General features: G+C 67.3%; 19 protein-coding genes. 9 read left to right on the top strand and 10 right to left on the bottom strand.

The annotated features are described in order from the left end of the window. The first annotated feature begins 58 nt into the window (after positions 1-58). Genes QNN99_RS04630 through QNN99_RS04620 form a run of 3 tightly spaced genes read left to right on the top strand, consistent with a single transcriptional unit; the run spans position 59 to position 2,594 of the window. Positions 59-1,159, top strand: a complete 1,101-nt coding sequence (locus QNN99_RS04630; RefSeq protein WP_229965258.1) for an LLM class flavin-dependent oxidoreductase — start codon at positions 59-61, stop codon at positions 1,157-1,159. Between the two features lie 9 nt (positions 1,160-1,168). Beyond that, a complete protein-coding gene (locus QNN99_RS04625; RefSeq protein WP_229965257.1) occupies positions 1,169-1,636 on the top strand; it encodes a MarR family winged helix-turn-helix transcriptional regulator in 468 nt (155 codons plus the stop codon). A 34-nt stretch (positions 1,637-1,670) separates the two neighbouring features. Then, on the top strand, positions 1,671-2,594 hold the full coding sequence (locus tag QNN99_RS04620) for an oxidoreductase (protein WP_229965256.1): 924 nt from the start codon (positions 1,671-1,673) through the stop codon (positions 2,592-2,594). Between the two features lie 6 nt (positions 2,595-2,600). Here the strand turns inward: QNN99_RS04620 and QNN99_RS04615 are convergent, their stop codons facing one another. The 3 genes from QNN99_RS04615 to QNN99_RS04605 form a co-directional block, all read right to left on the bottom strand. Then, positions 2,601-4,091 (bottom strand): MFS transporter, encoded by a 1,491-nt coding sequence (locus tag QNN99_RS04615; protein WP_229965255.1) that lies wholly within the window; start codon positions 4,089-4,091, stop codon positions 2,601-2,603. Then, positions 4,088-5,518 (bottom strand): M20/M25/M40 family metallo-hydrolase, encoded by a 1,431-nt coding sequence (locus QNN99_RS04610; protein ID WP_229965254.1) that lies wholly within the window; start codon positions 5,516-5,518, stop codon positions 4,088-4,090. Before QNN99_RS04610 ends, QNN99_RS04615 begins: the two co-directional genes overlap by 4 nt. Before the next feature lie 133 nt (positions 5,519-5,651). Further along, a complete protein-coding gene (locus QNN99_RS04605; protein WP_229965253.1) occupies positions 5,652-6,119 on the bottom strand; it encodes an Lrp/AsnC family transcriptional regulator in 468 nt (155 codons plus the stop codon). 145 nt (positions 6,120-6,264) lie between these two features. On the opposite strand from QNN99_RS04605, the gene QNN99_RS04600 reads away from it, so the two are divergent. Further along, positions 6,265-7,683: an amino acid permease gene (locus QNN99_RS04600; protein ID WP_442860479.1), complete on the top strand. Its 1,419-nt coding sequence runs from the start codon at positions 6,265-6,267 to the stop codon at positions 7,681-7,683. A gap of 382 nt (positions 7,684-8,065) precedes the next feature. Here the strand turns inward: QNN99_RS04600 and QNN99_RS04595 are convergent, their stop codons facing one another. Then, positions 8,066-8,197, bottom strand: coding sequence for a hypothetical protein (locus QNN99_RS04595; protein WP_269439146.1), 132 nt, complete (start codon positions 8,195-8,197; stop codon positions 8,066-8,068). 468 nt (positions 8,198-8,665) lie between these two features. Here QNN99_RS04595 and QNN99_RS04590 point away from each other — a divergent pair, with 468 nt between their 5' ends. The 5 genes from QNN99_RS04590 to QNN99_RS04570 all read left to right on the top strand — a co-directional run bounded on the left by QNN99_RS04590 (position 8,666) and on the right by QNN99_RS04570 (position 13,140). Then, a complete protein-coding gene (locus tag QNN99_RS04590) occupies positions 8,666-9,796 on the top strand; it encodes a thiamine pyrophosphate-dependent enzyme (protein ID WP_229965252.1) in 1,131 nt (376 codons plus the stop codon). A gap of 73 nt (positions 9,797-9,869) precedes the next feature. Beyond that, positions 9,870-10,835 carry an alpha-ketoacid dehydrogenase subunit beta gene (locus QNN99_RS04585; RefSeq protein ID WP_229965266.1) on the top strand — a complete coding sequence of 322 codons (966 nt, stop codon included), beginning with the start codon at positions 9,870-9,872 and terminating at the stop codon, positions 10,833-10,835. Beyond that, positions 10,828-11,157 carry a biotin/lipoyl-containing protein gene (locus QNN99_RS04580; protein WP_229965251.1) on the top strand — a complete coding sequence of 110 codons (330 nt, stop codon included), beginning with the start codon at positions 10,828-10,830 and terminating at the stop codon, positions 11,155-11,157. Before QNN99_RS04585 ends, QNN99_RS04580 begins: the two co-directional genes overlap by 8 nt. 3 nt (positions 11,158-11,160) lie before the next feature. Then, positions 11,161-11,958 (top strand): alpha/beta fold hydrolase, encoded by a 798-nt coding sequence (locus QNN99_RS04575; protein ID WP_229965250.1) that lies wholly within the window; start codon positions 11,161-11,163, stop codon positions 11,956-11,958. 234 nt (positions 11,959-12,192) lie between these two features. Beyond that, positions 12,193-13,140: a serine/threonine-protein kinase gene (locus tag QNN99_RS04570; protein WP_229965249.1), complete on the top strand. Its 948-nt coding sequence runs from the start codon at positions 12,193-12,195 to the stop codon at positions 13,138-13,140. A 99-nt stretch (positions 13,141-13,239) separates the two neighbouring features. Here the strand turns inward: QNN99_RS04570 and QNN99_RS04565 are convergent, their stop codons facing one another. The 6 genes from QNN99_RS04565 to QNN99_RS04540 all read right to left on the bottom strand — a co-directional run bounded on the left by QNN99_RS04565 (position 13,240) and on the right by QNN99_RS04540 (position 18,625). Next, positions 13,240-13,413 carry a hypothetical protein gene (locus tag QNN99_RS04565; RefSeq protein WP_229965248.1) on the bottom strand — a complete coding sequence of 58 codons (174 nt, stop codon included), beginning with the start codon at positions 13,411-13,413 and terminating at the stop codon, positions 13,240-13,242. A gap of 123 nt (positions 13,414-13,536) precedes the next feature. Further along, positions 13,537-15,159, bottom strand: a complete 1,623-nt coding sequence (locus QNN99_RS04560) for a thiamine pyrophosphate-dependent enzyme (protein ID WP_229965247.1) — start codon at positions 15,157-15,159, stop codon at positions 13,537-13,539. Continuing rightward, positions 15,156-16,055, bottom strand: a complete 900-nt coding sequence (locus QNN99_RS04555) for an ABC transporter ATP-binding protein (protein WP_229965246.1) — start codon at positions 16,053-16,055, stop codon at positions 15,156-15,158. Before QNN99_RS04555 ends, QNN99_RS04560 begins: the two co-directional genes overlap by 4 nt. Continuing rightward, positions 16,045-16,818 carry an ABC transporter permease gene (locus QNN99_RS04550; RefSeq protein ID WP_229965245.1) on the bottom strand — a complete coding sequence of 258 codons (774 nt, stop codon included), beginning with the start codon at positions 16,816-16,818 and terminating at the stop codon, positions 16,045-16,047. The genes QNN99_RS04555 and QNN99_RS04550 overlap by 11 nt, the downstream gene beginning before the upstream one ends. Then, a complete protein-coding gene (locus tag QNN99_RS04545; protein WP_229965244.1) occupies positions 16,815-17,603 on the bottom strand; it encodes an ABC transporter permease in 789 nt (262 codons plus the stop codon). The genes QNN99_RS04550 and QNN99_RS04545 overlap by 4 nt, the downstream gene beginning before the upstream one ends. Positions 17,604-17,626: 23 nt before the next feature. Then, entirely contained in the window at positions 17,627-18,625 is a 999-nt protein-coding gene (locus QNN99_RS04540; protein WP_229965243.1) for an ABC transporter substrate-binding protein, read from the bottom strand. Positions 18,626-18,780: the final 155 nt, after the last annotated feature.

Raw genomic sequence — 18,780 nt, 5'->3', positions numbered from 1 at the left:
ATGCATATACTTGGAGCAGTTCGGTTCGGCAGCCGCCGGAACACCATCGGAGGACACCATGCAGATCGGCGTATTCAGCGTCAGCGACATCACCCGCGACCCCGTCACCGGGCGGATCCCCACGGAAGGCGAACGGATCAAGTCCGCCGTGGCCATCGCGAAGAAGGTCGAAGAAATCGGGATGGACGTCTATGCCACCGGCGAGCACCACAACCCGCCGTTTTATGCCAGTTCCCCCACCACGCTGCTGGGCTACATTGCGGCGCAGACCGAGCGGATCATCCTCTCCACCGCCACCACGCTGATCACCACCAATGACCCGGTGAAGATCGCCGAGGACTTTGCCATGCTCCAGCACCTCTCCGACGGCCGGGTGGACCTGGTCCTGGGCCGGGGCAACACCGCCCCCGTCTACCCCTGGTTCGGCAAGAACATGCAGGACTCCGTGGAGCTGACAGTGGAGAACTACAGCCTGCTCCGCCAGCTCTGGGACAAGGACACCGTGAACTGGGAGGGGAAGTTCCGCACCCCGCTGCACAACTTCACCGCCACGCCCCGTCCGCTCGACGGCGTCGCCCCCTTCGTCTGGCACGGCTCCATCCGCACGCCGCAGGTGGCGGAGATTGCCGCCTACTTCGGCGACGGCTTCTTCGCCAACAACATCTTCTGGCCGAAGGAGCACTACATGCAGCTCATCGGCCTGTACCGCGAACGCTACGAGCACTACGGCCACGGCCGCGCCGATCAGGCGATCGTGGGCCTGGGCGGCCAGTTCTTCATGCGGAAGAACTCCCAGGACGCCGTGAACGAGTTCCGTCCGTACTTCGACAACGCCCCGGTGTACGGCCACGGCCCCACCATGGAGGACTTCACCGCGCAGACCCCGCTGACAGTGGGCAGCCCGCAGGAAGTGATCGAAAAAACCCTGTCCTTCCAGGAATACTTCGGAAACTACCAGCGCCAGCTCTTCCTGATCGACCATGCCGGCCTGCCCCTGAAGACCGTGCTGGAGCAGCTGGACCTCTTCGGCGAATACGTGCTGCCGGAGCTGCGCCGAGAATTCGACTCCCGCCGCCCGGCCGATGTTCCGGACGGTCCTACGCATGCCGCACGGGTAGCCGCAGCGTCACGTGCATCAGCGGCTCCTTCTTTTCAGTAGGGTAGAGGCATGTCCCCGGATACCAGCAGCGTCCCCGTTCGACAGGCAGCAGAGGCCTGGGAGTCCCTTTTCCGGACCCAGGTGGGGGTGATGAGGCGGCTCCAGAAGGATCCGGCGTTCAAGAACCTGACGATGCGCGAGTACGACGTCCTGTTCAACCTCACCCGCTGCCCCACCGGCTGGATCCGCCTGAACGAGCTCAATGAGCACCTGCTGATCAGCCAGCCGAGCCTCAGCCGCATGGTGGAACGGATGGAGGCCAAGGGGCTGGTGCAGCGCCGTCCGGCGCAGAACGACCAGCGCGGCGTTGAGCTGGCACTGACCGACGAGGGCCGGGACATGCAGCGCCGCCTGGGCCGGGTCCATGTGCAGGGAATCCATGAGCTGCTCTCGCCGGCGCTCAGCAGCGAGGAACTCAACCAGCTCAAGCTCCTCACGGACAAGGTGCTGGCCAGCCTGGCCGCCAGCGACGACTAGCACCGCCTGATCCGAACCACGGCGGGAGCCAGCAGTGGAAACCTTCAGCGCCGACAGCATCCCCGACCAGAGCGGAAAAACCGCAGTCATTACGGGCGCCAACAGCGGCTTGGGACTGCAGACCGCCCTCGTCCTCGCCGCGAAGGGCGCCTGCGTGGAGCTGGCCTGCCGGAACGCAGCGCGGGGCGAAGCGGCGCTGCAGCGGATCCGCGCCGAGACCGGAAGCGACCGGGTGCGGGTGCGCCCGCTGGATCTGGGCTCCCTGGCCTCCGTGCGGGCCTTCGCCGCCGCGCAGGAGGCCCCGGTGGACCTGCTCATCAACAACGCAGGGGTCATGGCCACCCCGCACCGCGCCACGGCCGACGGGTTCGAGCTCCAGTTCGGGGTGAACCATCTGGGCCACTTCGCACTGACCGGGCTGCTGCTGCCGATGCTGCGCGCCGCCCGCGCTCCGCGCGTGGTCACCGTCTCCAGCCTCGCCCACCGCGGCGGAAGGATGTATTTCGACGATCTGGACGCCGCACGCAGCTACCGGCCCTGGGCGCGGTACAACCAGAGCAAACTGGCCAACCTGCTGTTCACCTTCGAGCTTTCCCGCCGTCTCGAGGCCCGCGGCGAGAACCTCATCGCCGCAGCGGCCCATCCCGGCTTCGCCAGCACCAACCTCACCTCCGGTATGAACTACCCCGCCAGCCTGGACGTCCTGGGTGCCTTCTTCCGCCTGCTGGGCCAGAACGGGGCACTCGGGGCGCTCCCCACGCTGTATGCCGCTACGGCTCCCGAGGTGCGGGGCGGGGACTTTTACGGGCCGGACGGTCCCGGACAGCTGCGCGGCACATTGCACGGCAAGCCCGCCCCGGTAACTCCGGCGCCCCAGGCCCGGGACCCGGACGCCGCCCGCCGGCTATGGGAGGTCAGCACCAAGCTCACCGGCGTTACGTTCCCCGGGTTGGAGTAACCGCCCCTACGGTCCGGGGGTGCCGGTGTCGGCAGCCGTCAGCGGCACGTCCGAAAACGCCAGCCGGGGCACCAGCAGCAGCAAGCCGGCGGCAAGGAAGCCCGTTCCCGAGCACACGGCCCACACCGTGAGATAGCCCGACAGGGGCGCCGCGGTCTGCAGGCCCGTGCCTCCGGCCACGGCGTCAGTCGCCGCGCTCAGCAGCGCTATTCCGAACACCGCTGAGGCAAACGACCCGCCGATGGTCTTCGTTGTGTTCGTGAGGCCGGTGGCCATGCCGGTGCGGTTTCGCGGGGCGGCAGCGGCCGCGGCGGAGGGCAGCGCGGCGACCAGCGCACCCGAGCCCAGCCCGGCAACGATCATGTTGGTCAGCGTCTGGGCCAGGGTGTCGTGGAAGGGCAGGAACAGCAGGTAGCCGATGCCCACCAGCGCCGCGGCACCGCAGAGGGTCAGCCTCGGCGTCGTGCGCCGCGCAACCACCGGAAAAATCAGGGCTCCGAGGAGCACCGACAGCACATAGGACCCGATGATGATCGACACGTCCCCCGCGTCCAGCCCCAGGCCGTAGCCGTGCACCCCGCGGTCAGTGCGGGCGAAAGTGGACATGGGCGCCTGCGCGCCGAGGACCGAAATCCCGAACAGGCCGGCGGTGAGCTGGACAGGCCACATGGATTTCTCCCGCAGCATTCGGAAGTCCACCAGCGGATCGGCCAGGCCCAGTTCGTAGCGGACGAACGGCACGAGCGCTGCCACCCCGGACAGCAGGACCAGCCAGACCCACCAGGTGCCCGGACCGTTGATCCGCAGGAAGCTCAGTCCGGACGTGATCAGCAGCAGTCCGAACGCGAGCAGCAGGAAGCCCCGGCCGTCCAGGATCCCGCCGGCGCGGTCGGTGGTTTCCGGAACACCGAAGTGGATGGCGGCGATGCACAGCGTCACGGCCGCTGCGGGAATCATCAGGGTGAGCTCCAGCCTGCCGGCGAAGACTTCCACCAGGGCACCGGCAGCCAGCGCTCCGACAATAACGCCGAATTGGAGGGCGCCGACCAGCAACCCGGCTGCCTTGCGGGTCAGGGCCGCGCCGCCCGGGGACCCGGCAGCCCTGCCGAAAATCAGCGCGATCTCCAAAGGCAGCCAGACCACGTAAAACCCCTGCAGCGACCAGGCCGCCAGGAACGTCCAGAAGTCCGGCGCAAAGGCCACGCCCCAGGACGCGGCGGCAGTTACCACGGTGGAGACCAGCAGGATCCGCTTATGCCCGTGGATATCGCCCAGCTTGGCCAGGACCGGCACGGCGAGCGCGCTGAGCATCAGCTGCGCGGCCTCGAACCAGTTGACGTCGCCGTCGCTGATGCCCAGGCGGCGGGCAATGTCGGTGAGGATCGGCGTGTAGTACCCCTGCAGGATGCCGCTGGTGATTTCGACAAGGGCCAAGAAGAACACCACCGGTCCCAGCGAGCGCAGGCTGCGGCGCCCGACGTCGGCGGCCGGCTTCACCGGGCGGCCTCGAGGCTGCGCAGCAGGCGGACGTAGAACAGGATCCCCTCGCCGAAGGTTTCCACTCCCAGCGATTCGTTGTCTCCGTGGATGCTGGCCCGGGCCTGGCGGTCCATCCGGAACGGGGCGAACCGGTACACCGCGTCGCAGATTCCGGTGAAGCGCCTGGAGTCGGTCCCGGCGAGCATGACGTACGGAGCGGGCGCGGCGTCCGGGAAGACTGCCGTGATGGTCCTGGCAAGCAGGGCGAACTGGTCATTGTCGGTGGCCGACACCGGAGACGGTTCATTGCCTTCAACCACCCGCAGCGACACCGATGGGTCCCTGATGATCCGCTTCAACCGCCTGACCGTCCCCTCCACCGTGTCCCCGACGGCGATCCGGATATTGGCGTTGGCCGTCGCCCGGGACGCCAGCACGTTGGCGGCGCTGCTGCCCCGCAGCTGGGTCACGGCCACAGTGGTGCGTGTCAGGGCACCGGGTTCTCCGCCCATGCGGGCCAGCACCGTGGTGAGCGGCCGCCGGAAGAGTCCCATGTTCCGAAAAACCAGCCGCGCCGGAAAGCGGGCGGCGGAAGCCAGCCGCCCGAACATTTCCACCGTGGGGTTGGGCAGGGAGGCAGGCAACGGGTTCTCGTCCAGCCGGACGACAGCCCGGGCCAGACGGGCCGTGGCGCCCCGGCTGTGCGGCGTGGACGCGTGACCCCCTGAATCCTCGGTGGAGAGTTCCACGTCCAGGATTCCTTTTTCGGTAACACCCACCACGGCCACCGGCCGGTTCACAAACGGAAAAGCCTGCGTGGCCACCGCCCCGCCTTCATCCAACACCAGCCAGGGCCGGATACCCCGGCTGGCCAGCAGAGCTGCAGCAACTCCGGCGGTGGTCCCCGCCGTTTCCTCATTGTTCCCAAAGGACAGGTAGACGTCCCGCGCCGGAACGAAACCCTCCTCGACCAGAAGTTCCACGGCCTGCAGGATCGCAGCCAGGGCTCCTTTGTCATCCAGTGTTCCGCGTCCCCAGATCCTGGCGTCGGAGATGGCCCCGGAGAAGGGCGGATGATCCCACGAACCCGGATTCGTCACGGGGACGACGTCGTAGTGCGCCATCAGGACCAGCGGACCGCCGTTGGCCTCCGCGCCGGCTTCCGCGCTCCCGGAGCCGGGGGCTGGGACCGCCGGAGTTGCCCCCTTCCAGTGATAGAGCAGCCCGTACCCGTTCACCCGCTCCAGCGTCAGGTTCCGGTGAACCTGGGGAAACAACTCCGGCAGCGCCCCGATGAAGCTGTCGAATTCGGCAATCTCGATGTCCTGCGGATCCCGTGTGGACACGGTTCGGCAGGTGATGAGGCGGGAGAGCTTCGCGGCGGCAGCCGACCCGGCTTCCAGCGCCGCGGCAGCCGGCGGGGGCACGATGGACTTCGATTTCATGCCCCGAGTGTAGCGAGGACCACAGCGGACGCGCCGGTGCAGCACCCGCGACCCGGGGAGCGGATGTCCACGCCGCCTGTTGTGCGGAGGCGGCCCCTTATTCGGAGGCGGCCCCTTATTCGGAGGCGGCCCCTTATTCGGAGGCGGCCCGGAGCAGGGGCAGGGTGCGGCCTTCAAAATGTGTGTTCAGCACGATCACTGACGAAGACCGCACGATGGTCCGGGTGGCGACGATCGAATCGATGACGCGCTGCAGGTCCGAATTGGAGCGGGCCGCCACGCGCGCCAGCAGATCGCTTTCGCCCGAGACGGTGTGGACTTCCTGGATTTCCGGGATCTGCTCCAGCGCGTGCACGACGGCGGCGTGCCCGGTGTCCTGGCTGATGGTCAGGGAACAGTAGGCCACCACTCCGTAGCCCAGGGCGGCAGGATCCACCCGCGGACCCCACCCGGCAATGACCCCCAGCCGCTGCATCCGGTCCAGCCGCGCCTGAACCGTGGCACGCGCCACCTGCAGTGTGCGCGACGCCTCCAGCACGGACATCCGGGGTTCGTCGGTGAACAGTGCAATGATGCGGGCGTCCAGGGCGTCGGTAGGCATGTTTCCCTCTCCTGCACCGCGATCAGCTGTGCAAACTGTAAGCATTCTGGCACACACACGGTGCATTCCTTGTAGCCGGTGCCCGAGGCATAAGATGGTTAGGCCGCTTCACGGCAATCCCCCAACCTCAAAGGCGCCTCCTTTCATGACCACCCGAACGTCCGCAACCGGTCCTTCCGGATCAGGCACCCCGATTCCGGCGGAGCCGCCCACCGTGCGGAAGATGCGCCCCCGCCATCTGGTGTTCATGAGCCTGGGAAGCGCCATCGGCACCGGACTGTTTGTCGGCTCCGGAGCCGGCATCCAGGCTGCCGGGCCGGCGGTCCTGCTGTCCTTCCTCATCGCGGGCACCATGGTCATCCTCGTCATGCGGATGATGGGCGAGATGGCCGCCGCGGATCCCAGCAGCGGCGCCTTCTCCGTCTATGCGGAAAAGGCACTGGGCAGGCCTGTCGGCACCACCATCGGCTGGCTGTGGTGGCTGCAGCTGGTGATCGTCATCGCGGCGGAGGCCACTGCTGCGGCGGCCATCGTGGCCTCCATGTGGCCCGGCTCCCAGCAGTGGGTGCTGGCACTGGTCTTCATCAGCCTCTTCACCGCCATCAATCTGGGGGGTGCGGCGAGCTTCGGCGAATTCGAGTACTGGTTTGCGCTCCTGAAGGTGCTCGCCATCGTTGCCTTCCTGGGAGTCGGCATCGCCTTCATCGCCGGCTGGCTGCCCGGTGTTCCCGCCCCGGGCCTGAGCAACCTCACCGGCAACGGCGGCTTCATGCCCCACGGCTGGAGCGGAGTGGGTGCCGGGCTGCTGCTGGTGGTCTTCGCCTTCGGCGGCACCGAGATTGTCGCCGTCGCCGCCGCCGACACCGAGAACCCGGCCACCAACATTGCAAAGGCCATCAACTCGGTGGTGTGGCGCATCCTGATCCTGTTCATCGGTTCGGTGCTCGTGATTGTCACCATCCTGCCGTGGGACAGCGATTCCCTCAGCACCGGCCCCTTTGTCGCTGCCCTTGCCGCGGCCCGGGTGCCGGGCGCCGACGTCGTCATGGCTGTGGTCATTGTGGTGGCCCTGCTGTCCGCGCTGAACGCGAATCTCTACGGCGCGTCCCGGATGGTGTTCTCCCTGGCCGAGAGGGGCCGCGCCCCCAAGGCCCTGGGCCGCAAGAGCGCCAACGGCGTTCCGCGGGCAGCCGTCGGCGCCTCGGTGGCGTTCGGTTTCCTGGCCGTGGTGCTGAACTACCTCTACCCGGAGACGGTCCTGATGATCCTGCTGAACCTCGTGGGTTCAACCTGCCTGGTGGTCTGGGGTGTATCGATCGTTTCGCAGATCATCCTGCGCCGCCGGGCTGAGGCGGCGGGCATGGAGCTCAGCTTCAAGATGTGGGCCTTCCCCTGGCTCTCCTACTTTGCCCTGGCCCTGCTGGCCGGCATCGTGCTGCTCGGCTTCCTGGACTCCGCCGTCCGCATCCAGCTCGTGGCGACACTGGCCCTGACCTGCGCCCTGGGCACTGCCGCCTGGCTGCTGGACCGCAAAACGACGCAGTCGGGCAGCCAACTCCGGTAGCCGCCCGGCGGGTGGTGGCCTGCTCCACGGAATGCGGCGGGGTTTCTTGGGGAAATTACCGGGCAATTCAACCCCGCCGCGTTGTTTATACCTGAGTACATAACGACACATTTCCACCCCGGGCATAAAAAGAAAGACCATGTTCGGAAATGTCGCGACTATTCCCGACATAAAAGTCCCCAAGCCGCCACAGGCGGCGTGACGCCGCCTGGGCCACTCGAGTCCGGCATGATCCCCCACCCGGTGGCGCGCAGCCCTGAACCGCCGAGGTGAAGTGAGGCGGGCCGCAGGGTGCTGCCCGGTGCTGGGCGGTGCTGGGCGGTGCTGAGCGGGCGAACACACGGCCCAGCCCGGGCGAGGTCAGTGCCGGCAAACGCCCCTGCTACTGCCCCTTGCGCTTCTTGGGAATCAGCTCTGAATCGCTGGAGTTTTTTGCTCGTTTTTCAGCCCGCTTGTCCTTGATCGACTTGCCCGGCTTCTTCTCGTTTGAACCCTGTGGGGATTTACCTGACAATTTAGGCTCCTCATAAAGAAAATACGGATAGCTCAGACCATACGCGGTAAATAAATAAAAGCCAGTCTTCGCGCAAAACTGTGCAAGACCACGCTGGACGCCCGGCCGATCGGGGCGCCTGCGGTGCCGAGTGTGCACCTATGGCGGCTTGGATCGGGCTGACTGCATTGAGGGTGCAGCTATGGCGGGTTCCGCGGCGTCGAGCCCGCCACACCTGCACTCTCGATGAGGCACGGGAGCAGGTATCCCGGCAAAGCTGCACTCTCGGGGAACCGATCCCGCCGAAGCAGGCCCGGCCCCGCACTGCGAGCCGGCCCCGGAGCCACCGCTCCGAAACAACCGGTGCGCACTTTGCACACTGCACACTTTGTACAGGGCATCGTCCTGTCGATGAGCAGGATCAGGCAGGCTGTACATCCCGCGGCGAACGGATTGCACTGCAGAACCGCGCCGGTTAGGTTTCGACATATGGTCCCAGTCACAACACAGGTTCCGGAACTTTCCGGTGACGAACTGCGCCGGCTCTATCGGCTGCTCACCGCGGTGCGGCAGCTCGACCTGGCCGCCGTCGCCTGGCAGCGCCAAGGCATCATTCCCGGTTACGCGCCGGAGCTCGGGCAGGAGGCAGCCCAGGTGGGCAGCGCCTTCGCCATGGACACCAGCCGCGACTTCATCTTCCCCACGTACCGGGAAATGGGCACCGCGCTGACCCTGGGCGTGGACATGGTGCAGTACATGGCCACGCACCAGGCGTCCTGGCACGGCGGGCTGTACGATCCGGTGACCACCCGGCTGGCGCCCATCCAGGCAGTGGTGGGCGGGTCGGTGCTGCACGCCGTGGGCTGGGCTCACGGCCAGCGGCTGGCCGCGCAGGCAGACGCCACGCAGGCAGACGCCACGGCAGAGACCGCCCCTCCCGACGGCGCCCCCGCAACCGCCACCCCGTCCGACGGCGAGCCGGACGCCGCCCCGGCAGCCGGCCTCCCGGCGGCGCTGACCTACTTCGGCGACGGAGCCAGCTCGCAGGGCGACGTCCACGAAGCCATGAACTTTGCCGCGGTGCTCAAGGCCCCCGTGGTCTTCTTCGTGCAGAACAACGGCTGGGCCATCTCGCTGCCCACTGAGGCTCAGGTGGCCGGCGGCCGTGTGGCGGCCCGCGCCGCGGGCTACGGCATGAAGTCCCTGACGGTGGACGGCAACGACGTCACCGCCGTCGTCCGCGCCACCCGTGAAGCGTTGGCCCACGCCAGGGCCGGCCACGGACCGGTGCTGATTGAGGCCATGACCTACCGGCGCGGCCCGCACTCCACCAGCGACGATCCCGGCCGCTACCGCACGCTGGATGAGGAACGGCGCGACGCCGGCGCCGATCCCGTCGCACTGCTGGCGGAGCAGCTCCTGGCGTCCGGCCACGCCGACTCCGACTTCCTGGACGCCGCGCAGGCCGACGCGCTGGCCGCCGCCGACACCGTCCGCGACGGAGTGCAGGCCCTGAGGCCGCGGCCCGGCTCGGAGATGTTCGAGTTTGTCTTCGCCGAATCCACGCAGCAGCTGACAGATCAGGCCAGTGCCTGGCGGAAGGAATCCGAACATGACTGACCAGATGACCGGCAGCTCGGACCTGGCCGCAGATTCCGGAACCGCCGGCTCCGGCCCGGCAGTAACGTTGTCCATGCAGGCTGCCCTGATCCGCGCCCTGACCGAGATCATGGAGCAGAACCCGAGGGCGCTGATCCTGGGCGAGGACGTCGGCCGACTCGGCGGCGTCTTCCGCATCACCGACGGCCTGCAGCAGCGCTTCGGCGCCGACCGGGTCCTGGACACCCCGCTGGCTGAGTCGGGCATCCTCGGCATGTCGGTGGGACTGGCGATGGCCGGGTTCCATCCCATTCCCGAGGTGCAGTTCGACGGCTTTGCCTACCCCGCGGTGAACCAGATCGTGACCCAGCTGGCGCGAATGAACTACCGCAGCCGCGGAACCCTGCCCATGCCGGTCACGCTCCGGGTGCCCAGCTTCGGCGGGATCCGCGCCCCCGAGCACCACGGCGAATCCCTCGAGGCGCTGTTTGCCCACGTTCCGGGCCTGAAAGTGGTTTCGCCGTCGAACCCGCACGAGGCCTACCACCTGCTCAAGTACGCCGCCGCTCGCCCCGATCCGGTAATTTTCATGGAGCCCAAGTCCCGCTACTGGCAGAAGGGCGAAGTTCTCCCGGCCGACGGCGGCTCTCCCCTAGGCTCCAAGGTGGTCCGTTCCGGCAAGCACGTCACGCTCATCGCCTGGGGGGCCATGGTGGCCCGCTGCCTGCAGGTGGCCGAGCTCGCGGCCGAGGACGGCATCGAGGTGGAAGTCCTGGACCTGCGCTGGCTCAAGCCGATCGACGCCGCCGGGCTGGCGGCGTCGGTGGCGCGGACGCGGCGCGCCGTCGTCGTGCACGAAGCGCCGCTGACCTCGGGACTCGGGGCGGAGGTCGCCGCGCTGGTGACCGAGCGCTGCTTCGGCACCCTGCGGGCGCCGGTTGAGCGGGTCACCGGATTCGACGTACCGTATCCCTCAGGTGACCTGGAAGATGAATACATCCCGAACATTGACCGCATCCTGTTCGGGATCCAGCGAGTATTGGAGTATCGACGTGGCTGAAATCCCCTTTCCCCTGCCGGACCTCGGCGAAGGCCTGATTGAGGCCACCGTGCTGGAATGGCTGGTGGCCGAGGGCGATCAGGTGGAACGGAACCAGCCGCTCGTGGAGGTGGAAACCTCCAAGTCAGCGGTCGAGCTGCCGTCACCGCAGGCGGGCCGGGTAGCCCGCACCTACGGATCGCCGGGCGAGAAGATCAACGTCGGTGAACCGCTGATCATCTTCGAGGTGCCGGACAACACCGCGGGCATCGTGGGAACCGTACCGCAGGAGGCACCGGCGCGCCGCCGCTTCCGCCTGACCGCGGCACTGGACGAGGACTAAGCCATGGAACTGAGGACACACACCGTCGAGGGCACCGATCCGCAGCTTTTCGCCGAAATCATAACGCCCGACGACGGCGGCGCCGCCTCCCGGCCGATCCTCCTGCTGCACGGCTTCGCCTCCTCGTCGCAGCTGAACTGGCACGATTCCGGCTGGATCGGCGCCCTGACCGCCGCGGGGCGGACGGTGCTCACCGTGGACCTGCCGGGGCACGGCCGAAGCGCCGCGCCCGCGGATCTGGACGCCTACCGTCCCAGCCGGATCCGCGCGGACCTGCTGCAGCTGCTGATGGACGCCGGAGTGCTTCCACTGGCCGCCGACGATCCGGCAACCGGCGTTGACATCATCGGATATTCGCTGGGGTCCCGGCTGGCCTGGGAGTTCGGCGCCACCCAGCCGGAACTGGTGCACCGCATGGTCCTCGGCGGACCCGGCAGCGGCGATCCGCTGGCGGACTTCGACTTCTCCGCAGCCCGGGAGAACCTGGCGGGAGGCGGAGCGGTGGCCGATGAAACCACTGCCGAACTGCTGCGCATGGCCACCCTCGTTCCCGGCAACGACGTGCCTGCCCTGCTGAACATGGTCGAGGCCGCCAAGGAAGAGCCGTTTGTCCCCGCGGAGGCCGTCCCCGCCATGCCGCTGCTGCTGGTGGCCGGGGACCGGGACATTCTCGCAGCGGGCGCCCCGGAGCTGGCGGCTCTGTCCGGACAGGCCGAGCTGCTGTGGCTGCCGGGACGGACCCACGCCAACGCCGTGACGTCCCGGGCCTTCAAGCAGGCGGCCATCAACTTCCTGGCCTAGCCGCGTCCAGGGACCGCCCCAGCCTCCTCCAGTGAGAAGACACATAATTACGGCTTGATAAAGCCGCGCCCGCCTCCCGGGATCCGCCGCTGGCGCAGGATAGGGTGGAATGGTGAGTGGGGCAGGACCGAATTAATCAGGCGGCTGATCAATTCCCCCTCCGGTGGTGAGCAACAGACCCGGACCCTCCTGCCCATTTCTTCTTTCTTCGACACACCCTCTAGGAGGACACCCGTGGATGTACTCCTTGGGAAGCGCTACCGGACCACCGAGCTCATCGGTTCGGGCGGCGCTGCCTCCGTTTACCGGGCGGCCGATGAGCACCTGGGGCGGGAAGTGGCGGTCAAGCTATTCCATCCCAGCGTTAACGACGACGACGAGAACCGCCGCCAGCAGACCGAAATCCTCCTGCTGGCCACTCTGAACCACCCCGGCCTGGTCACCCTGCTGGACGCCGGCACCCTGGAGGACGACGACGGACGCCTCTCCACCTTCCTGGTCATGGAGCTCGTGGACGGCCCGGACCTGCGCCGCACGCTGAAATCCGGACCGCTGGGCCCCATCGCCACAGCTTCCCTGGGCGCCGATTTGGCCGACGCCCTGAACTATGTGCACTCCAACGCCGTGATTCACCGGGACGTCAAGCCCGCAAACATCCTCCTGTATCCGCAGGCCGAGAACGATACGCGCCTCTATCCCAAGCTCACCGACTTCGGCATCGCACGGATGACTGAGGCAACGATGGCCACGGCGCACGGCGCCACCATCGGCACCGCCAATTACCTCAGCCCGGAACAGGCTTTGGCCGGAGCGGTGGATCCGCGGACCGACATCTACTCCCTCGGGCTGGTGCTGCTCGAATGCCTCACCGGCGAAAAGGCGTTCCCCGGCCCGATCGTGGAGTCCGCCGTCGCACGCCTGGTCCGTGACCCGGAGGTGCCCGCGGAGCTCGGCTCCGACTGGGTTGAACTGCTGCGCGCCATGACCGCCCGAACCGTCGACGCCCGGCCGGACGCCCATGACGCCGCCGCGGCGCTGCGGGGCTTCGGCATGGAAGCCGAAGCCCCGCACAGCCCGGACTCTCCGGCGGATTCCGGGCCCGACGACGCCGTAACCGGCGGTGTCACCACCGGCAACATCTACATTCCGCTCCCGCCGGCCCACGCTCCCAGCCTGGGCTAGACCCGCTCCCGCAGGGATCGGCCGGCAGGGCAGCACACGGACAAAACGAAGCCCGGACCGGGTGCTCCCGGTCCGGGCTCCTGCGTAGCGTTCTGCGGGCTACTTGGATCCGCCCTCGGCGGATTCCTGGTCTTCCTCGGGCTCAAAGTTCGACGCTTCATCGGTGGACGCCGCGGCCACGCCATCCTTGGTGTCAGGAATGGTCCCCTCGGGTCCCGTTGTCTTCTCGCCGTCCTTGGAGTGATCCTCGTTGGCGTTCTTTTCGCTGCCCATGGTGGGTCTCCTCATCCGCTGCGTCTCCGCCGAAAATTCCGGCGCTTCCTTCGATACTAAGCCACCTGAGGGCTCGCCCGACAGCGGGACCGGCACCCGGCACGCCGCGGCCGAGCGTGGACGTCACGGGGCGAAGACCACTTCGGCAGCGACTGAGACCTCCAGCAGCAGCGGCGCTCCATTCGTGGTGGCGGGGCCGGCCAGGACCGCGAGCTCGGCTTCCAGCGCGGAGAACTCCGTGACTCGGCGGGCCGGAACTCCCAGGCCTTCGGCGAGGGTGGCAACGGAGATCTGCGGAAACGCCGGCCACGGCGCCTTGCCTCCGCGCTTGTCGGCCAGCCTGTCCATTACCGCGTAGCTGCCGTTGGCCAGGACGATGAAGACCACCGGGACTCCCCGTTCCGCGGCCGTCCAAAGTGATTGGATGGCGTAGAGCGAGGACCCGTCGCCGACCACCGCAACCACCGTCCTCCCTGGCAGGCCCATCTTGAGTCCGATGGCGGCCGGCAGCGCGAACCCCAACCCGCCCATCGCCGCCGAGACGAACCCCAAGGGGGCCTGCGCCGGCACCATCGCCTGCAGCGCCGGGCGGGACGACGGCGCCTCCTCGACGAGGACGGCGTCCCGGGGCAGGTACCGTGCCAGCAGCTCGAAAACGTGCGCCGCCCGCAGTGCCTCCCCCTCCGCCGGCGGGTCCAAACGAAACGCCGCAGCCGGGGCTGCCGCGGCTGCGGGCCGCGCCGGGCGCCGGAGGGGCATCTGCTCCGCAAGCAGACGGGAAATGCCGGCCACCAGCACCGCGGGATCGCCGACAAGCGCGAGGTCTGCGGGTGAACGGTTGGCCTCTGCGGCGTCGGCGGTCAGCACCACTATGCGGGTTTGTTCCGGCACGAGCGGTCCCTCGGCATAGGGGTATTGCCGGATGGCTGCGGTGCCGGCGACGAGCAGCACGTCATGGCCCGACAGCGCGGCACGCACCCGGGGACGGTCTGCCGGAAGCTGCCCCTGATACAGCGGATGTGTCTGAGGAAAGCCTGCCCGGGCCCCGAAGGGCTCGATCCAGACCGGGGCCTGAAGAGTTTCGGCCAGCTCCGTCAGGGCTGCCCAGCCGGCTTCGGTGTCGTTTCCCGCGCCGGCCAGGATCGCCGGATTGTGAGCGGCTGCGAGCATGGCGGCGACCTCCGCGGCGGCCGCAGGCAGTCCGGGCGGAGCAAGGACGACGCGCCCGGCTGCCGCCGCAGCATGCGGCTCCATCGGTTCATCCCAGTCCCCCATCGGCACAATGACCAGGACGGGACCGGACCCCTGCTCGGCCCGCAGCGCAGCCCGCGATACCGCCGACGGGACATCTGCGGCCCGGACCGGGGACAAAATCTCCAGCGGATAGTTTCCTGCCAGCCCGTCCAGCTGCCCGGTAAGGAACGGCTCCAGGGCCAGATGCCGGCGGTCCTGTTGGCCCACCATGACCACCAGCGGCGCCCGGTTTACCCGCGCCGTGGCGATGGCGCCAACCGCGTTGCCCAGCCCCGCGGTAGTATGCAGCAGCGCGAAAGCGCAGCGTCCCGTCGCCAGGGCGTAGCCGGTTGCCATGCCCACCACCGATCCTTCATGCAGGGCAAGAATGAAGTCGAAGTCATCCGGCAGGTCGACCAGGAACGGCACTTCGGTGGAACCCGGATTCGAGAACAATGTGGTGAGGCCGCGAAGCCGCATCACGTCAAAGGTTTCCTCCCTGACGGTCTTCATTGGCGGACCGCGCTTTCGCCGCCCGTGCCAGAGCCGGGCAGCACGGGTCGGCCGCCGCCCCCGCCGTCGGCTTTGCCTGCCCGGGAGCCGCCCGCGTTGTGCTTGGCTAGCTGGATCTGCTCGTAAACGTGGTTGCGCAGTTCGACGAACCGCGGCAGCGAGCGGGTGGTGAGCTGGTCCCGCTCAGCAGGCAGGTCGATGAGGATATCCTCCTGCACCACGGTGGGCGAACTGGAGAGGACGACCACCCGTTCACCCAAGTACACGGACTCATCGATGTCGTGGGTGACGAACAGGATGGTTACCCCCAGCTTTGCCCAGATACTCCGAACCAGGTCCTCCAGATCGGCACGGGTCTGCGCATCGACGGCGGCAAAGGGCTCATCCATCAGCAGGACCTTGGGCTGATACGCGACCGCCCGGGCAATGGCCACCCGCTGCTGCATACCGCCGGAGAGCTGCCACGGGTAGCTGGTGGGCACATGGTCCAGCCCGACCGCCTGCAGGGCGTCATCGACCAGCCGTGTGCGCTCGGCCTTGGGCATCCCGGCGGTCTTGAGCGGCAGCTCGACGTTGGCCCGCACCGTCATCCAGGGAAAGAGGCTGCGTCCGTACTCCTGAAAGACGACGGCCATGTCCTTGGGCGGATCGGTGATCTTTCTGCCTTCCAGGACCACCTCCCCCGAGGTAGCTGCCATGAGGCCGGCGATGATCTTCAGCAGCGTGGTCTTGCCGCTGCCCGACGGGCCGACAAGACAGACCAGCTCCCCGGGGCGGAGATCGAAGGTAAGGTTCCGCACCGCTTCCACCTCACCGGCGTCGACCTTGTAGATCTTCTGAATGCCGCGGACTTCCAGCAGCGGCTTTCCAGCCGCCTCCGGGGAGTTATTCTGCATGTTCTACCTCTCTTAACCCGTGGTACCAGCCAAGAACGCGGCGTTCGGTCCACTGGAACAAAAATGACATGACGACGCCGATCAGTCCCAGGACCACGATGCCGCTCCACATCTCGGGGATGGCGAAGGAGCGCTGGAACTGGACGATCGTGAAGCCCAGGCCCTCCGAGGACGCGAACATTTCGGAGATGACCATGAGGATCAGGCCGATCGACAGGCACTGCCGGATGCCCGCCATGATCTGCGGACTGGCGCTGGGCAGGACCAGATAGCGCAGCCGGTGGAAGCCGGTGATGCGGAAGGTCTTGGCGCTGTCGCTGAGCGTGCCGTCCACGGCACGGACGCCCTCGATGGTGTTCAGCAGCACCGGCCAGATGCAGCCCGAGACGATCACCGCAACCTTCATCTGGTCGTTGATGCCGATCAGCAGCATCAGCACCGGAATGAGCACCGGCGGCGGGATGGCACGGAAGAACTCCAGCATCGGTTCCAGCAGGCTGCGCAGCCAGCGGATCGTGCCGACGAGCACGCCCAGCACCGTGCCCAGCACAATTGCCAGCAGGATGCCGATGATCAGGCGGGTGACACTGGGCAGCACATCCTGCACAAAGCGCTCCCCCACCCAGACCGTGACCAGTTTGTCTGCGAGGATCCCTGGCTTGGGAACGAAGAAGTTCGTGCCGCCCAAGGTGGATGCCCACCAGAGCAGGATCAGCAGCACCGGCAGGCCCACGAGGTAGCCGAACTTTCGGAGCAGTTTCATACCACCACATCCCCGCGTACCGAACTGTGCCAGCGCAGGGTGCGCCGCTCAACGAAGCGCATGCCCATATTGATCACGATGCCCAGCACTCCGGTGGTCAGTACCAGCGCATACATTTGGGCCACCGCCCCTCCGGACTGCGCCAGCGCGATCTCGTTGCCCAGGCCGGGCGAGCCGATGATCAGCCCGGCGGTAATGGCCAGGATCAGCGCAACAGCTGCAGCCAGCCGGATTCCCGTCATTAAATACGGCAGCGTGGTGGGCCACACGACGTACCGGATTCGGTCCAGCCGGCCCAGCCCAAAGCTGCGGGCGGTGTTGCTGGCCACCGGGTCAACGTCGGCCACCCCGTAGAGCACCTGGATCAGGACCTGCCAGAACGAGGCGTAAACCACCAGCAGCAGGGTCGATTCCAGCTTGAAGCCGAACAGCAGCACGGCCAGGGGAATCAGTGCCACTGACGGAATCGGCCGCAGGAATTCAATGGTCGAGTTGGTGGCGCGGCGCAGGAAGGTGCTGGAGCCAATGATCAGGCCCAGGATCACTGCGGCGGTCGCTGCGATCAGCAGGCCCAGCGCCCAGCCGGTCATCGTCTGGCCGACCGCAGTCCAAAAAGCGCCCAGCGCCAGGTTGGAGAAGAAGATGCCGAGGATGTCGCTTGCCGGCGGCAGGTAGGCGGGATTAACCAGCCCGGTCCGGGGAATAAGTTCCCAGGTCAGGAGGAAACCCGCGATTCCGGCCATGCCCAGGAGGGGCCCGGCCGGAAGACGCAGCGGGGTTTTCATGAGTCGCGTCGTTCCGGTCGCCGCTACTGCTGCGCGGGCAGCATGAGGTCCAGGTCCGGTGCCTCTGTCAGGGTGCCGTACCGGGTTGCGGCATCACCAAGCACGGCGGCTGCGTCCCGGTCGAACTCTACGCGGAAGGTCGGCAGGATCATTTTGGCGCGCATCGCCTCGTCGATCTTGGTGTAGGTGCCCACCACGTCGCGGACCGCTTCCGGGTTCTCCTGGGCATACACCAGAGACTTGTTCATGGCCTCGGTGAAGTTCTCCACCAGCTCCGGATTCGCCTCAATGTACTCGGCGGAGGTGAAGTACCCCGAGATGTCCAGGTTCGGGTCGGTCTCGGCAAAGTTGTAGGAGATGACCCGGGCGCCGGACTCCACAGCCTGGGTCAGGAAGGGTTCGACGATCCAGGCGGCATCCACCTGGCCCGATTCAAGGGCGGCCGGAGCGTCCGGGAAGGGGATCTCCACAAACCTGATGGCGGACTCGTCGCCCCCGTCGTCCTCGACGACCTTGCGGATGGTGGTGTCGCCAATGTTCGAGAGGTTGTTGACCGATACCGTCCGGCCGGCCAGGTCGGCGGGGGCCTGGATCTCGGAGTCCGCGGGAACCACGACGGCCCCGAAGTCGGAGGAGGTGTCACCAGTGGTGGAGTTGCCGTTCGCTACATATCGGACGTCCAGGCCCTTGTCATTGGCGACCATGACGGACATGGTGTTGCCGAAGGCGAATTGGAAGTCCCCGCTGACCACGCCGGGCACCGCTGCGGCGCCGCCGGTGGTGGTCTGGATATCGAGGTCAAGGCCCGCGTCCTCGAAGAAGCCCTGTTCCTTTCCCAGCCAGATCGGCGCAGTGTCCACAATCGGGATCACGCCGACGGCGACCTTCGTCAGATCTCCCTCGGCCGCACCGCCGGCACCGCCTGATTCGGTCGATTCCCCTCCGGAGAGCGAACCTGATCCGCAGGCAGAGAGGGCCAGCGCAGCGACGGCTGCTCCGGCAAGGGAGATGGCACGTTTCATGGATCGACTCCTTTGTCACCGGCATCCGGGGCCACAACAATGGTCCCCGGATACCCGTTCGCATGATGAACATTTGTTCTCTGCGCAAACGTAAGGAGTCGGGCCCTGCTCAGTCAAGAATTTTCATGGAATAGATCACATCGATAGGAGACCGT

Source organism: Arthrobacter sp. zg.Y820, assembly GCF_030125555.1.
In the GTDB taxonomy this organism is placed as follows: Bacteria; Actinomycetota; Actinomycetes; order Actinomycetales; family Micrococcaceae; genus Arthrobacter_B.
This window is presented reverse-complemented; position numbering and strand designations above follow the sequence as displayed.